At 72.8% G+C, this 15062-nt stretch carries 13 protein-coding genes; 5 read left to right on the forward strand and 8 right to left on the reverse strand.

Annotation, left to right across the window (positions count from 1 at the left end; all coding sequences use genetic code 11):
• The first annotated feature begins 120 nt into the window (after positions 1 to 120).
• Positions 121 to 783, forward strand: coding sequence for an NUDIX hydrolase (locus ACFOWE_RS09455; protein WP_377286821.1), 663 nt, complete (start codon positions 121 to 123; stop codon positions 781 to 783).
• 12 nt (positions 784 to 795) lie between these two features.
• On the opposite strand, the gene ACFOWE_RS09460 is transcribed toward ACFOWE_RS09455, so the two are convergent.
• Entirely contained in the window at positions 796 to 1419 is a 624-nt protein-coding gene (locus ACFOWE_RS09460) for a Uma2 family endonuclease (protein ID WP_377286822.1), read from the reverse strand.
• An 82-nt stretch (positions 1420 to 1501) separates the two neighbouring features.
• Between ACFOWE_RS09460 and hisC the strand changes: the two genes are divergently transcribed.
• Entirely contained in the window at positions 1502 to 2563 is a 1062-nt protein-coding gene (gene hisC / locus ACFOWE_RS09465; protein WP_377286823.1) for a histidinol-phosphate transaminase, read from the forward strand.
• A gap of 155 nt (positions 2564 to 2718) precedes the next feature.
• Here the strand turns inward: hisC and ACFOWE_RS09470 are convergent, their stop codons facing one another.
• Together ACFOWE_RS09470 and ACFOWE_RS09475 are read right to left on the reverse strand one after the other, a co-directional pair.
• Positions 2719 to 3666 carry an EamA family transporter gene (locus ACFOWE_RS09470; RefSeq protein WP_377286824.1) on the reverse strand — a complete coding sequence of 316 codons (948 nt, stop codon included), beginning with the start codon at positions 3664 to 3666 and terminating at the stop codon, positions 2719 to 2721.
• A 200-nt stretch (positions 3667 to 3866) separates the two neighbouring features.
• Positions 3867 to 4562 (reverse strand): DUF998 domain-containing protein, encoded by a 696-nt coding sequence (locus ACFOWE_RS09475; RefSeq protein WP_377286825.1) that lies wholly within the window; start codon positions 4560 to 4562, stop codon positions 3867 to 3869.
• Positions 4563 to 4701: 139 nt separating this feature from the next.
• Here ACFOWE_RS09475 and ACFOWE_RS09480 point away from each other — a divergent pair, with 139 nt between their 5' ends.
• Entirely contained in the window at positions 4702 to 5025 is a 324-nt protein-coding gene (locus tag ACFOWE_RS09480) for a YciI family protein (protein ID WP_377286826.1), read from the forward strand.
• A 60-nt stretch (positions 5026 to 5085) separates the two neighbouring features.
• A complete protein-coding gene (locus ACFOWE_RS09485; protein WP_377286827.1) occupies positions 5086 to 7071 on the forward strand; it encodes a sigma-70 family RNA polymerase sigma factor in 1986 nt (661 codons plus the stop codon).
• A gap of 52 nt (positions 7072 to 7123) precedes the next feature.
• Here ACFOWE_RS09485 and ACFOWE_RS09490 read toward each other — a convergent pair whose 3' ends face one another.
• The 4 genes from ACFOWE_RS09490 to purD form a co-directional block, all read right to left on the reverse strand.
• Entirely contained in the window at positions 7124 to 8410 is a 1287-nt protein-coding gene (locus ACFOWE_RS09490; RefSeq protein ID WP_377287117.1) for a GTP cyclohydrolase IIa, read from the reverse strand.
• Between the two features lie 223 nt (positions 8411 to 8633).
• Positions 8634 to 9902: a UDP-N-acetylglucosamine 1-carboxyvinyltransferase gene (gene murA, locus ACFOWE_RS09495; protein WP_377286828.1), complete on the reverse strand. Its 1269-nt coding sequence runs from the start codon at positions 9900 to 9902 to the stop codon at positions 8634 to 8636.
• A 184-nt stretch (positions 9903 to 10086) separates the two neighbouring features.
• On the reverse strand, positions 10087 to 10923 hold the full coding sequence (locus ACFOWE_RS09500) for a phosphoribosylaminoimidazolesuccinocarboxamide synthase (protein ID WP_377286829.1): 837 nt from the start codon (positions 10921 to 10923) through the stop codon (positions 10087 to 10089).
• A gap of 214 nt (positions 10924 to 11137) precedes the next feature.
• Positions 11138 to 12373, reverse strand: coding sequence for a phosphoribosylamine--glycine ligase (gene purD / locus ACFOWE_RS09505; protein ID WP_377286830.1), 1236 nt, complete (start codon positions 12371 to 12373; stop codon positions 11138 to 11140).
• A gap of 638 nt (positions 12374 to 13011) precedes the next feature.
• On the opposite strand from purD, the gene corA reads away from it, so the two are divergent.
• Positions 13012 to 14043, forward strand: a complete 1032-nt coding sequence (gene corA, locus ACFOWE_RS09510; RefSeq protein WP_449301207.1) for a magnesium/cobalt transporter CorA — start codon at positions 13012 to 13014, stop codon at positions 14041 to 14043.
• An 85-nt stretch (positions 14044 to 14128) separates the two neighbouring features.
• Here corA and ACFOWE_RS09515 read toward each other — a convergent pair whose 3' ends face one another.
• Positions 14129 to 15061 carry a glycerophosphodiester phosphodiesterase family protein gene (locus ACFOWE_RS09515; RefSeq protein ID WP_377286832.1) on the reverse strand — a complete coding sequence of 311 codons (933 nt, stop codon included), beginning with the start codon at positions 15059 to 15061 and terminating at the stop codon, positions 14129 to 14131.
• Between the last annotated feature and the right edge of the window lies 1 nt (position 15062).

Below are 15062 nucleotides of genomic sequence, written 5' to 3' on the forward strand. Positions count from 1 at the left end.
GTGTCGGTCCGCCGCACGTCCGTATCGGCCGGTGACGTGTCGGTCCGCCGGGCGTCCACATCGGCCGGTGGCGCGCCGATCCGTGCCGTGCTGATCTCCCGGCGGTGTAACGTGCCTGGCGTGGTGCCCCTCATTCCGGTCAGCGTGGACCTGGTCGTGCTCACGGTGCGCGGACAGGCGCTGAGCGCGCTCGTCTGGCGGCGGGACAACCCGCCCTACGAGGGGCACTGGGCGCTGTCGGGCGGCTTCATCCAGCTCGACGAGGACCTGCCCGCCGCCGCGGCCCGGGTCCTGGCCGAGCGGGCCGGCCTGCCGGGCGCCCCGGTCCACCTGGAGCAGCTGCAGACCTACGGCTATCCCGACCGCGACCCCCGTCGGCGGGTGCTGAGCGTGGCCTACCTCGGCCTCGCACCCGACCTGCCGGCCTCCACCGAGGCGCACATGAGCTGGCAGCCGGTCGAGGAGCTGACCGCGATGGCCTTCGACCACCGGCGCATCATGATGGACGGGGTCGAGCGGGCCCGCTCCAAGCTCGAGTACACCTCGCTGGGGGCGGCCTTCTGCCCGCCGGAGTTCACCGTCGCCGAGCTGCGCCGGGTCTACGAGATCGTCTGGGGCCGCCTGCTGGACCCGCGGAACTTCCACCGCAAGGTCACCAACGCCGAGGGCTTCCTGATCCCCACCGGCCGGACCACCACCCGCGACGGCGGCCGCCCCGCCAAGCTCTACCGGCGCGGCCCGGCGGAGAACCTCCACCCGCCGATGCTCCGCCCCCGGGACTGAGGGCCGCGCGGGTCAGATCCTGGTGATCTCCGTCAGGTCGATGTCGAGGTCGAAGGGGAGACGGAGCCTCAGGTGATCGCGGTGAACGCCGGTGAGGGCGTATCCGCGGACGGCCGGATCGAGGTGGTGAACGTAGACCGCGGGGCGACCGCTCTCGTACTCGACCCGCCAGAAATACGGGATGCCCGCCTCCGCGTACAGGAACGGCTTGCGCTTGCGGTCGCGCTCCTCCGACTCCTCCGAGACGACCTCGACGGCGAGGAGGACGTCGGCCGCCTCGTAGAAGGTCCGCATCAGGTCGGCGGCCGCGTGGGCGTGGAGCACCACGAGGTCGGGTTCGGGACGCTGGCGCCGCCCCAGCTTGACCGTCATCTCCCGCTCCACCCGGAGATGGTCCGGCGCCGCCTTGCTCAGCTCCCTCTCGAGGAGGGAGAGCATGCGGGTGTGGAAACGGGTCTGGGAGCTCACGAAGACGAGATTGCCATCGATGAGTTCGGTGTGCGGAGGGATTCCGGGAAGTCTGTCCAGGTCCTCCGCGACGAATCCCTTCACCGAGGGAACCGCCCAATCGGGCAGGGGATCCCACACCGACGGCTCCGGGCGGAGCTCGCTCTCGGACAGCGGCGCAGCGCTCATGTCGTCCTCCCGGTCGGGCATGCTCGTCCCTCCAGTCTCGCAGGATGACGTCCCATCCGCCCGCTCCTCATAAGGTAAGGCCATGCCTCGTTTCCGCGCGATCCTGGACACGATGCCCGCCTACAGGCCGGGCAAGGCCGTGGTCTCCCCCGACGGCCGGTCCTACAAGCTCTCGTCCAACGAATCCCCCTATGACCCGCTGCCCTCCGTGGTCGAGGCGGTCGCACGGGCCGCGACGGAGGTCCACCGCTACCCCGACCCCGCGGCGACCGCGCTGACCGAGGCGCTCGCCGAGCGGTACGGCGTGCCGCCCGAGCACATCGCGCTCGGCGCCGGCTCGGTGACCGTGGCCCAGCAGCTCTTCGAGACCGTCAGCGAGCCGGGCGCCGAGGTGGTCTACGCCTGGCGCTCATTCGAGGCATACCCGCTCCTGGCGGACCTGGCCGGGGCGACCTCGGTCCGGGTGCCGCTGGCCGGCGAGACCCACGACCTGGCGGCCATGGCCGAGGCGATCACCCCCGCCACCCGGATGGTCTTCGTCTGCAACCCGAACAACCCCACCGGCACGGTCGTGCGCTCGGGCGAGCTGAAGGCGTTCCTGGACCGCGTCCCGGAGGACGTGCTGGTCGTGCTCGACGAGGCCTACCGGGAGTACGTCCGGGACGCCGACGTCACCGACGGTCTGACGGTCTACCGCGACCGGCCGAACGTCGCCGTGCTGCGCACGTTCTCCAAGGCGTACGGCCTGGCGGGCCTGCGGGTGGGTTACCTGATCGCGAACGAGCCGGTGGCGGCCGCGGTGCGCAAGACGATGGTGCCCTTCGCGGTCAACCACCTCGCGCAGGCCGCCGCGGTCGCCTCCCTGGCGGCCGAGGACGAGCTGCTGGAGCGGGTCGAGACCGTGGTCGGGGAGCGCACCAGGGTCCGCGACGCGCTCATCGCGCAGGGCTGGACGGTGCCCGTCACCGAGGCCAACTTCGTCTGGCTCCGGCTCGGCGAGCGCACGCTGGAGTTCGCGGAGGCGTGCGCGGCCGAGGGCGTCGCGGTGCGGCCCTTCGCGGGCGAGGGGGCGCGTGTCTCGATCGGCACCCCCGAGGCCAACGACACCTTCCTGGCCGCCGCCGCGGCCTTCAGGGACGCCTGACGGGCCCTTCTGCGGACATCCGGTGCCCCCGGCGGTCAGCGCGCCGCGGGCACCGGCTCCGGGCCTGCCGGACCACTGTGGGCACCGGTTCCGGCCCTGTCGCCACCGGGCACCGGTTCGGGGCCTGTCGCCACCGGGCACCGGTTCGGGGCCTGTCAGGCCGCCGCGGGTTCCGGTTCCGGCTCGGCGGCCGGTACGGCCTTCTTGCGCCGCTCGGTGGAGACGACCAGCGCGACGCCGACGACGATCACCAGTCCGGCGACGGCCATCGAGCCGGTCACCGGTTCTCCCAGCACCAGCGCGCCCAGCGCGACCGCCACGACCGGGTTCACGTACGCGTAGGTCGAGACCAGGGAGATGGGCGCGTTGCCCAGCAGCCACACGTACGAGGTGAAGGCGACCAGGGAGCCCATCACCACCAGATAGGCCAGCGCGCCCCAGGAGCGTCCGGAGACGACGGCGGGGTCCAGCCGCTCGCCGGCGGCCAGGCCGATCAGCAGCAGCCCGGCGCCGCCCGCGGCCATCTCGACCGCGCTGGCCGCGAACGGGTCGGGCGGCATCGGGATCCGGGAGGAGATGAAGGACCCGATCGACCACGAGACGGACGCGAGCAGGATGATCGTGATGCCCGTGCCGTCCGTCGCGGCGTCCCCGCCGGTCAGGGAGAGCCCTGCGACCCCGCCGAACCCGACGAGCACTCCGGTCAGCGTGAGCAGTCCCGGCCGGTCCCGGGCGACGACGCGCAGGATCACCAGCCAGAGCGGCACCGAGGCCACCAGCAGCGCCGCCAGCCCGCTGGAGATGTGCTGCTCGGCCACGGAGACCATGCCGTTGCCGGCGGTCAGCAGGAGCAGGCCGACGAGCGCCGCGCCGCCGGCCTGCCGGAGGGTCATCCGCAGGACCGTACGGCCCCGCAGCGCGAGGAGCACGGTGGCCAGGACCAGGGCGGCCACGGCGAAGCGCAGGGCGCCGCTGAGCAGCGGGGGGAGAGTCTCGATGACGATCCGGATGGCGAGATAGGTGGAGCCCCACACGATGTAGACGATCCCCAGCGCTCCCCAGACGAGGAGCGAGGTGCGCTTGTCAGCAGTGTCTGGACTCATGGCACATGACGATACAGGCTGGGCAGGACAGGAAGCTCGCGGGGACCGGACAGGGAGGTTCGCCGGGTGGGCGAGAGGCTCGCCCGCCCGGCGCGCTCCTGCGGTTCCCGCGGTTCCCGCGGTTCCTGCGTCTCCGCCGTCTCCGATGTCTCCGGTGCCCCCGGCGTCCCCGGCCGTGGACGGGTGTGCGGAGGGCCGGGTCAGAGGCCGCGGTGGTAGCGGGCGGCGACCGCGGAGACCCAGAGCATCGCGGTGACGGCTCCGGCGGCCAGGGTCAGGGACCCGGCGGTTCCGCCGCTCATCGCCCAGCCGTTCCCGGCCAGGAGGGCGGTGCCGGCGACGTAGGAGGCGGCGGCGTGGCCGCGGTGCCCGGCGCGGCCGAAATGGCGGCCCAGGACGTAGCAGGCGGCGATCAGGGCGGTGAAGGAGATCGATCCGGCGGCCAGATGGCCGTAGCCGTGCCAGCTGAGCTCCGCGGGCATCCCGTGGGGGGCGCCGGCGGGGAAGCCGCCGCCCGGGTCCATGACGAGGATCCCCGCGGCGATCATGCCGAGGCCGCTGACCCGGACCAGCCGCGGCGCCCACGTGCCTCCGTGGGTGCCGCGCATGGCCCGGCGCAGGCCGCTCGCCCCGGCGACGGTCAGGACGCCCGCGAGCAGGAAGTTGGTGATCTGCAGCCAGCCCAGGGAGCCGTTGCTCAGCGCGCTCAGCGGATGGCGGGTCAGGTCGAAGCCCTCGCGGGTGGCGGCCTGGGCGAGGGAGACGGCCGTCCACAGGGGCGCGGCGACGATCGCACAGGTGAGCAGGGAGCGGGTGCCGGCCGCGGTGGTGCCTCCGGTGGTGGCCGCGGTGGTGGCCGAGGTGGCTGAGGAAGAGGGGATCTGGACGGCGGTCATGGGCGGTGCCTTTCTGGGATTCTTCATCGGTGCTCGCCCATGCGTCGCATCCGGTATGTGACAGGGAACGGCGGTGTTCCCTGTCACATCGAGCCGTTCGACGTACGGGCACGGCAACGGAGAGAAGAGGAAAGGCCCCATGCGCTACCTGATGATGAGCAAGGCGTCCGACACCGCCCCCGACGAGAAGCTGTACACCGAGATGGCCGCGTTCATCGAGGAGATGACCGCTGCGGGCATCCTGCTGGCCACCGGTGGCCTGGAGCCGGGCGGTGTCCGCGTCACCTCCTCCGGTGACGAGATCACCGTGACCGACGGGCCGTTCACCGAGGCCAAGGAGGCCGTGGTCGGCTTCGCGCTGGTCGAGGTCCGCTCCAAGGAGGAGGCGATCGAGCTGGCCCGCCGCTTCCGCAGGATCGTCGGTGACGGGGAGAGCGTGATCCAGCAGGTGTTCGGCCCCTGACCCGCCGGGCGGCGCCGCCCCGGCTTGCGAAGGGGACCGGGGCGGTGCTGTCATCGTGCGGTGACGGACGTCCATCGCACGGTCGACGCGGTCTGGAAGCTCCAGTCGGCCCGGATCGTCGCGGGGATCGCGCGGATGGTGCACGACGTCGGCCTGGCCGAGGAACTGGCCCAGGACGCGCTCGTCTCCGCCCTCGAACAGTGGCCCGGGTCGGGGGTCCCGGACAACCCCGGCGCCTGGCTGATGACCGTCGCCAGGCGCCGCGCCGTCGACCACATCCGGCGCTCCCGGAGCTTCGAACGCAAGCAGGGGGAGCTCGCCCGCGGACTGGAGCAGCGGGACCCCGAGCCGGACCCCGGCCAGGACCCCGAGCAGGACCCCGAGCAGGACGACGTCCTGCGGCTGATGTTCGTCTCCTGCCACCCCGTGCTGCGGGCCGAGGCTCGGCTCGCGCTGACGCTCAAGCTCCTCGGCGGTCTGACGACCGGGGAGATCGCCCGGGCGTTCCTCGTCGACGAGACGCGGATCGCCCGGCGTGTCGCCGCCGCGAAGCGGACGCTGGCCGAGGAGCGGGTGCCGTTCGACCTGCCCTCCGGCGCCGAGCTGGCCGAGCGGCTCTCGTCGGTGCTCGGGGTCGTCTACCTCATCTTCAACGAGGGGTACTCGGCGACGTCCGGGGACGACCTGGTGCGGCCGGGACTCTGCCTGGAAGCGCTGCGGCTGGGCCGGCTGCTGGCCGGACTGATGCCGCAGGAGGCCGAGGTGCACGGGCTGGTCGCGCTCATGGAGATCCAGGCGTCCCGCTCCGCCGCGCGGACCGGGCCCTCGGGCGAACCGGTCCTGCTCCACGAGCAGAACCGGGGGCGCTGGGACCAGCTGCTCATCCGCCGCGGTTTCGCCGCGATGCTGCGTGCGCGGGAGATCGGCGGCACACCCGGCCCGTACGTGCTGCAGGCGGCGATCGCCGTGTGCCACGCGCAGGCGCGGACCGCCTCCGACACCGACTGGGCGCGGATCGCGGCCCTGTACGGGGCGCTGGCCCGGCTGCTGCCGACGCCCGTCGTGCAGCTCAACCGGGCCGTGGCGCTCGGGATGGCGCACGGGCCGGAGGCAGGGCTCGCACTGGCCGACTCCCTGGCCGGCGACCCCGCGTTGCGGGACTACCACCTGCTGCCGAGCGTCCGGGGCGACCTCCTGGCCCGGTCGGGGCGGCTCGAAGAGGCGCGGCTGGAGTTCGAACGGGCCGCCTCCCTCACCGGGAACGCCGCCGAGCGCGCCCACCTGCGCCGCCGGGCGGCCGAGATCACCGTTCCCGCCGCGCCGGGCCCCACCCTCGCGCAGGCCGCCCGGGACTTCCTGGAACGCGGTGAGCTGGACGCCGGAACGGTCCGCTCGTACGGGCAGACCCTCCGGCGGCTCCGCCTGGCCCTGGGCGACCGCACGCCGCTGCCCTCCCTGACCGCCGACCAGGTGGCGCGGGTGTTCACCGCGGCCTGGGGCGAGGCGGCGCCCGCGACCTGGAACCGGCACCGGGCGGCCGTCCGGTCGTTCGGCGCCTGGGCGTCCATGGAGCACCTCGCCGCGGGTCTCGACCGGCGGGCCGGGACCCGCCCCCGGGCGGAGGGCATCGACCCGGCCCGGCTGGAGGCGCTCTGGAGCCGTCCCGATCTGCCGCTGCGCGAACGGGCCCTGTGGCGGCTCCTGCACGAGTCCGGAGCCGCGGTGACGGCCGTCCTGTCCCTGAACGTCGAGGACCTGGACCTGGACGACCGCCGGGCCCGCACGGGCGGCTCCTGGGTGAGCTGGCGGTCCGGGACCGCCCGCCTCCTCCCTGATCTGGTGGCGGGCCGTACCCGGGGCCCGCTCTTCCTCAGCGACCGGCGGCCGGGGCCGGCCCGGACGCCGGCGCCGGCCGACCTGTGCCCGGAGACGGGCCGCCGCCGCCTGTCCTACGAACGGGCGGAGTACCTCTTCAAGCAGGCCACCAGGGACCTGGATCCGGCGGGCGACGGCTACACCCTGCGGCGGCTCAGGCCAGGCGCCTGACCGGCCGGAGAGCACGGCGGAGCCCGCAGGGGGCACCGCCGTGCGCGGCCGCCTAGCGGCTGCCGAGCTTCTCCACGATCAGGCGGTAGAGCTGGCGGGGCCGACCCGGCTGCGGGGTCCGGTTCGGCGGGAGCGGCCACGCGAGTCCCTCGTCCACCAGCGTGCGCAGCAGCCGCCGTGCCGTGCGCGAAGTGACGCCGAGCATCTTGCCGGCCCCCTCGGCGTCCACGACCGTGTCGCCGTTCTCCAGCTTGGCCGCCAGCCGGGCCAGCACCTCCACGCCCTTGGGTTTGGCCGACCCGCCGTGCGCGGGCGTCCTGGGCGCGGGGACCAGGGCCCGGCCCTCCCGGTCCACCGCGAAGCCCTGGGTCTGCTTGCCCGTCTGGGTGCGGGCCAGCGCGGCCCGGGCGTGGGCCTCGGCGTCGTGGGTCGTCCGGCCCATGCCGACGCCCACCTCCACGGCCAGGCCGAGCTCGTCGCGGACCCGCGCGGCGAACGGGAGCACCCGGAAACCCTCGGTGGCGGTGGCCACCGAGCCCCGGGTCGCGGTGACCATGTAACTGTGGTCGTCGATCGCCGTCACGGTCGCGTTGATCCGGTTCGCCTCCTGCACCAGCAGCCGGTGGAGGGACAGGCGCAGCTCGTCGCGCCAGTGGCGGGGTGCGGCCCGCCGTACCGGCTCCCGGAGCGTGGGCACCTCCACCAGGACCACGGTCAGCTGCGACTCCTCCAGCCGGTGGTGCGCGCCGAGCAGCGCCGCGGTGTGCAGCGCCGTACGGACGGCGGCGGAGGTCGGGCGGATCCGGACCACCGGGACCTCCGCCGACCGCAGGCGGTCGGCGACGGCCGGCAGGCAGGTGAGCACCCCCGTGGTGGTCCCCTGCCGGAAGAGTCGCTCGTGGAAGGAGGCGATCGTGCCCGTCGCCCCCGGCTCGTCGCGGCTGTGCACCTCGTCGGCGGGCAGGCCCACGTCGGCGTAGGCCTCCTCGACGTCCGCCCGGTTCAACACGTCCACGCTGACCCGGCGTGGATCGATCCGCTCGTCCATCACCGCCCTGCCCAGCGCGGCGATCAGCGCCGCCCCGCCGAGCTGCACATAGGTCGCGGGCATGGTCAGCACACCGGAACGCCGCGCCAGATCGTAGGGGATCGGGCTGGCGAACAGGCAGGCGTCGATCCCCGCCCCCAACCGGGTGACCTTGTCAGGGGCCTCCTGCTCGTCCCGGTAGGCGGCGGCCACGAGGCGGCAGGGCAGGGGTGCCGCCGCGTGACCCATCAACATCACTCGTTCGACCAGATCGTGGGGGCCCACCACACCGATGGTGAGATCCGGTGTCATGGCACCCGTGCGTGACACTCGTGGAGCTTCTTCGGCCCGCTCGACCAATGTTCGTTCCCATCATGCCGTCCGTTTGTTTCGGCTCTCTTTTGGAACGATCGTGCATTGGGGCCGTAATGTCACGCCCGATTCCGTGTCCGTCCTGGGACAGACCGGCGGCTAAACCCTTGACTCACCCTGTTCTTACAGGTCAAGACGGTTATAGACGGTCGAAACCGGTTGATTATGACGGCGAAATCTCCTGAACGACATCCGCGCCCAGCGCCTGCATGCGCTCGGCCAGATATGAGTGGCCGCGGTCGATGAGATAACCGGACTCGATGACCGTTTCGCCCTCGGCGATCAGGCCGGCGAGCACCAGCGCGATTCCCGAGCGCAGGTCGTGCGCGGTCACCTGGGTGCCCTTCAGCGGGGTCGGGCCGTGCACGACGGCGCGGTTCTCGGTGACCTCGATGTTCGCACCCATCTTGTTCAGCTCACTGGCCAGGGCGAAACGGCCGTCGAAAATGCGCTCGTGGATGTAGCTGGCGCCGTCGGCGAGGCAGGCGACCGTCATGATCGGGGACTGCAGGTCGGTGGCGAAGCCGGGGTAGGTGTCGGTGATCACGTTGATCGGGCGGAGCGGGCGGTCCCGGCGCACGTGCAGCACCGCGCCGTGGGAGGCGAACTCCACCCCCATCTGCTCCAGCTTGTAGCGGACCACGCCGAGGTGGTCCAGCTCGGCGCCGACCAGGTTGACCTCGCCGCCGGTGACGGCCGCGGCCATGGCGAACACGCCCGCGTCGAGCCGGTCGGGCATCACGGTGTGCTCGACGGCCGCCAGCTCCTCCACACCCTCCACGGTGATGAAGCCGGTGCCTCCGCCGCTGATCTTCGCGCCCATCCGGGTCAGCATGTCGATGACGTCGAGGACCTCGGGCTCCAGGGCGGCGTTCTCGATCACGGTGGTGCCGCGGCCGAGGACGGCCGCCATGATGAGGTTCTCGGTGCCGGTGTGCGAGGGGGTGTCGAGGTACAGCTTGGCGCCGGTGAACCCGCTGGTCTTGACGCGGATGACGGTGTCCTCCTCCACCACGGCCGCGCCCAGGCGCTTGTAGCCGAGGTAGTGGAAGTCGAGGTTGCGGCTGCCCAGGTTGCAGCCGCCCACGCCCTCGATGACGGCTTCGCCGAGGCGGTGCAGCAGCGCGGGGACGAACAGGACCGAACCGCGGAAGCGGCGGGCGATCCGGGCGGGCAGCACCGGGCTGCTCAGTGTGGAGGCGTCGATCACCAATGTGCGCTCGGCCTCGTGCAGTTCGACCTTGGCGCCGATGGCCTCGGCCAGCTCCACCGCGCGGCGGACGTCCTCGATTATGGGGACGTTGCGCAGCACCGTCCGGCCCTTGGCGGCGAGCAGCGCCGCGCCGATCATCGGCAGCACGGCGTTCTTCGCGCCCTGGATGAAGGCGGTTCCACGCAGCGCGTTGCCACCGCGCACACGGTAACGGACCATGCGTCATGCTCCTTGCAAGGTGGGGAAGTGTGACTCGTGCGCCGGGGGGACGGCAGCCGGAGTGTCGGCCCAACAGTAGCCGGTGGACACGCCCGGCCCGGTCACTTCCGTGAGCGACCGGAGCGCTGGTCCCCGGGGACGCGACCCCACGATCTCGCGCCCCCGAGGTTCCACGCGAAGGCACCTACCCCGTGAAGGGGCGGCCAGTCAGCCTCTCGTAGGCCTCCACGTAACGGGCCCGCGTGCGCTCGACGATCTCGTCGGGGAGCGGCGGCGGCGCCTCACCGGAGGCGCGGTCCCATCCGGAGGCCGGCGAGGTGAGCCAGTCGCGGACGTACTGCTTGTCGAAGGAGGGCTGCGAGCGGCCGGGCTCCCACGCGTCGAGCGGCCAGAAGCGGGAGGAGTCGGGGGTCAGCACCTCGTCGCCGAGCGTCAGCACGCCGTCGGCGTCCCAGCCCAGCTCGATCTTCGTGTCGGCCAGGATGATGCCGCGCTCCAGCGCGATCTCCGCGCCGCGCCGGTAGACGGCCAGCGTGATCCGGCGCAGCTCCTCGGCCACGTCGGCGCCGACCTCGTCGACGACCCGATCGAAGCTGATCGCCTCGTCGTGCTCGCCGACGGGCGCCTTGGTCGAGGGGGTGAAGATCGGCTCGGGGAGGCGGGAGCCGTCCACCAGGCCGGACGGGAGCGGCACGCCGGAGACCTCGCCGTCGCGCCGGTAGTCGACCAGCCCTGAACCGGTCAGGTAGCCGCGGGCGACGCACTCCACCGGCACCATGCGCAGCGGCCGGCAGAGCACGCTCCGTGAGTCGGGGCCCGGGCCGACCACGTGGTTGGGCACGACGTCGGCGAGCTGCTCGAACCACCACAGCGACATCTGGGTGAGGATCGCGCCCTTGTCGGGGATGTCGGGGGTCAGGGTGTGGTCGTAGGCGGAGATGCGGTCCGAGGCGACCATCAGCAGCAGGCCGTCGTCGGTCTGGTAGAGGTCGCGGACCTTGCCGGAGTGCAGGTGCTTCACGGCCCAAGTCTGCCACCAGGGCTCAGACCGCCTTGAGGAGGGGAAGGCCCTGCGGCGTCCCGCTGGGCCCGCGGTGTCCGGAACGGGCCTGCGGCGTCGCGACGGGCCCGCGACGTCTCGATAGGTCCGCAGTGTCCCGATGAGCCCGCGGTGTCCAGAAGCCCGCGACGTCCCGAACGGGCGCCGCGGGCCTCTGCCGGGCCTGGGAGGCGGTCTACAGAGCCTGGGCGGCGATGTCGGTGCGGTGGTGGGAGCCGCGCAGCCGGACGCGGCCGACCAGCTCGTAGGCGGCGTCCCGGGCCGCGGCGACGTCGGGACCGGTGCCGACCACGCTGAGCACGCGCCCACCGGCCGAGACGACGCGGCCGTCACCGTCGGCGGCGGTCCCGGCGTGGAGCACGTAGGCGCCCTCGACCTTCTCGTCGAGGCCTTCGATCACGTCGCCCTTGACCGGGTCGGCCGGGTAGTTCTCCGCCGCGACCACCACGGTCACCGCGGCCCCGTCGTGCCAGGCGAGCGGCCCGGACTCCGCCAGCCTCCCGGTGGCGCAGGCGAGCAGGAGGCCGCCCAGCGGCGTCCGGAGGCGGTCGAGCACGACCTGGGTCTCGGGGTCGCCGAACCGGGCGTTGAACTCGATCACCTTCGGGCCGCCGGAGGTCAGCGCCAGACCCACGAAGAGCACCCCGGTGTACGGCGTGCCGCGCCGGGCCAGCTCGGTGACCGTCGGGATGACCGTCTCGGCCATGACGCGCTCGGCCAGGTCCGCCGGGGCCCACGGCAGCGGCGTGTAGGCGCCCATGCCGCCGGTGTTGGGCCCGGCGTCGCCGTCGTAGGCCCGCTTGTGGTCCTGCGCGGGCAGCAGCGGCACGGCCGTGGTCCCGTCGCAGAGCGCGAAGAGCGACACCTCCGGGCCGTCGAGGAACTCCTCGATGACGACCCGCCCGCAGGCGGCGGCGTGCCGGAGCGCCTCGTCGAGGTCCTCGGTGACCACCACGCCCTTGCCGGCCGCCAGTCCGTCGTCCTTGACCACGTACGGCGTGCCGAACTCGGCGAGGGCGGCGGCGGCCTCCTCGGGGGTGGCGCAGGTGCGGGAGCGGGCGGTCGGCACGCCGGCTGCGGCCATGACCTCCTTGGCGAAGGCCTTGGAGCCCTCGATCCGCGCGGCCTGCGCCGACGGGCCGAAGCACGGCACGCCCGCCTGCCGCACGGCGTCGGCGACCCCGGCGACCAGCGGCGCCTCGGGGCCGACGACGACCAGGTCGGCGCCGAGCTCCACCGCCAGCGCGGCGACCGCGTCGGGGTCGGCCGGCTTCACCGGGTGCAGGGTCGCGACCTGCGCGATGCCCGCGTTTCCGGGAGCACAGTGGACCTCGGCGACCTGGGGGTCTGCTTTCAACGACCGGCACAGGGCATGCTCACGCCCGCCGGATCCGATCACAAGAACGCGCACGTGCGAGAGCCTATCGGCCGGGCCCGCACGGACTCCCGCCCGTCCCCGGCCTGTGGAGAACCGGCTGACGGGGAGCGCGTCCTGTGGAAAGGATCGCGGGGAACGAGCCGTGGAGAACCGGAGTGAATGGAGCCGTGGAGAACCGGCGCGAACGGAGCTGCGGGGAACGGAGCCGTGGAGAACCGGAGTGAACCGAGCCGTGGAGAAAGCCCGGTCGGGTCCGCGGTCCCGTCCCCAGGCTGTGGACGGCCGGCCCGGATGTGAGGCGGATCTCCCGATTACGCATGATCGGCCGCGTGGGCGGGGAGTAGGCTGGGAGCCACTCCCCTCTTGCCGTGGTAGATTCGGACGGCTATGCGTGCCTCATACCGATTGGAGGTGGTTGGGGATGTCCTCTGGCGATCCCAGCAGTACGTGCTCGCGCACGTTCCCGTGCGCATTCTCGACCACTCACCAATCGGTGCCCGACCGGCTCCGCGCGCTTTCCGTTTGAACCGAGGTGACATCGTCTCGCGCGTGAAGTATGTCTGGTCGGGCGGGAAAGGCATGTCATGCGTTCTTCGCTCCTTTTTCCCCGAATTCGGCACGTGCGTGCAGTCCGTGCGCCACACGCGCCCGCTGTCCCGGTCCGTGACCGGTTGAACGGCACCTGCGTCCCGCCGAGCGACTCGCTCGTCGAGTACGCCGCCTACGTGAACGGCGAGCGGATCGAGGCCCTGGGCATCCCGGACGCCCTGGAGCTGGTCCGCGCGCACAACGCCGCCCAGGAGAAGGGCGACGCCTTCGTCTGGGTCGGCCTGCACGAGCCCGACGCCCCCGAGGTCGAGTGGCTGGCCGAGGTCTTCGACCTCCATCCCCTCGCCGTCGAGGACGCCGTCAAGGCTCACCAGCGACCCAAGGTCGAGCGCTACGACGACTCGCTCTTCGTCGTCCTGAAGACCGTCGCGTACCTGGAGCACCCGGAGCTCACCGCGACCAGCGAGATCATCGGCACCGGCGAGATCATGGCGTTCGTCGGCCCCGACTTCGTGGTGACCGTACGGCACGGCCGCTACTGCCCGCTGGCGGAGGTCCGCGAGCGTCTGGAGGACAAGCCGAAGCTGCTCCGCCGCGGCCCCACCGGCGTGCTGCACGCGATCGCCGACCACGTCGTGGACAAGTACCTCCACGTGGCCGACGAGATGCAGGTCGAGCTGGAGGAGGTGGAGGCCATGGTCTTCGCCGACGTCAGCGCCCGGGACATCGGCCGGATCTACAACCTCAAGCGCGAGATGATCGAGCTGAAGCGGGCGGTGACCCCGCTCCAGTCGCCGATGTCCACGCTGGCCCAGCGCCGCATGATCCCCTCCGAGATGCGGGAGTACTTCCGCGACGTCGTCGACCACCTCGCCCGCGTCTGCGAGCAGGTCGAGTCGTCCAACGAACTCTGCAACTCCGTGCTGCAGGCGGCACTGGCGCGCTCCAACGCCCTGGCCAACGAGGACATGCGGAAGATCTCCGCGTGGGTGGCCATCATGGCCGTCCCCACGATGATCGCCGGGATCTACGGCATGAACTTCGAGCACATGCCGGAGCTCGACGCCGTCTACGGCTACCCGGCCGTGCTCGGCGTCATGGTGCTCGCCTGCACGCTGCTCTACCGGGGCTTCCGCCGCAACGGCTGGATGTAGCGGCCGTCCCGGGCGGGCCCGGCACGGGGATGAGCCGGGTTGCGGGACGGGACCGGAAGGCGCGGTCCGGCGGCGGACGCAGGCGCTACACGGTGGCGGCGGGCCGGTCCGGAAGAGAGAGCGGGGCCGGCAGGGAGAGGCCGCGCTCGGTCCACAGGGCGCGCATCCGGTCGGGATAGTCGGTGACGATCCCGGCCACGCCCAGGTCGAGCAGCTCCGCCGCCCGGCCGGGCTCGTTGACGGTCCACGGGACCACCGCCGGTCCGGCGGCGGCGGCCCGCCGCATGAACTCCTCGTCCACCATCACGTGCTCCGGCGAGACCGCGGTGCCCCCGGCCGCGACCGCGGCGGCCGGGACGTCACCGCCGAAGTCCGCGAGGTCCAGGCCGTTCAGCCAGGCGCTGCCGAGGGTGTCCGGCTCGATCAGGGCGTAGCGCTGCGTGCGCGGGGCGAGCTCCCGCGCGACGGCCAGGATCCGCCAGTCGAAGCTGAGGATCGCCGCCCCGCCCAGCCGGTCGTGCCGGTCCAGCTCCGCGACCACCAGCTCGGTGAACTCCCGCGGGTCGGCGGTCAGGTCCGGCCGGGTCGGATCGGACTTGAGCTCCACGTGCAGCCGCACCCCGTCGGCGCCGTAGGCGTCCACCAGGCCCAGCACGGCGCTCAGCGTCGGCATCCGGGTGCAGGGCACCGGGACCTGGGTGGCGACGAAGCGGTCGTCGGGGTCGCGCGGCAGCCGGAGACCGCACTCCAGGGTGCGCAGCTGCGCCAGCGTGAGCGCGCCGACCGGCCTGCCCACGTAGGGGAAGAGCGGGTCGCCCGCCCGGGCCGGGCCGGTGTCGGCGCTGGTCACGGCGGAGACGGTGAGGTCGTGGGTGAGCACGAGCCGCCGGTCGGCCGTCAGCGCGACGTCGAACTCCAGCGCGTCGACGCCCAGTTCCAGGGCGTGGGCGAGCCCGGGCAGCGTGTTCTCCGGGCGGAGCCCTCGGGCCCCGCGGTGACCGTGGATCTCGGCATGCACA

The sequence above is a fragment of the Planomonospora corallina genome, from assembly GCF_042650625.1.
Lineage (GTDB): Bacteria > Actinomycetota > Actinomycetes > Streptosporangiales > Streptosporangiaceae > Planomonospora_B > Planomonospora_B corallina.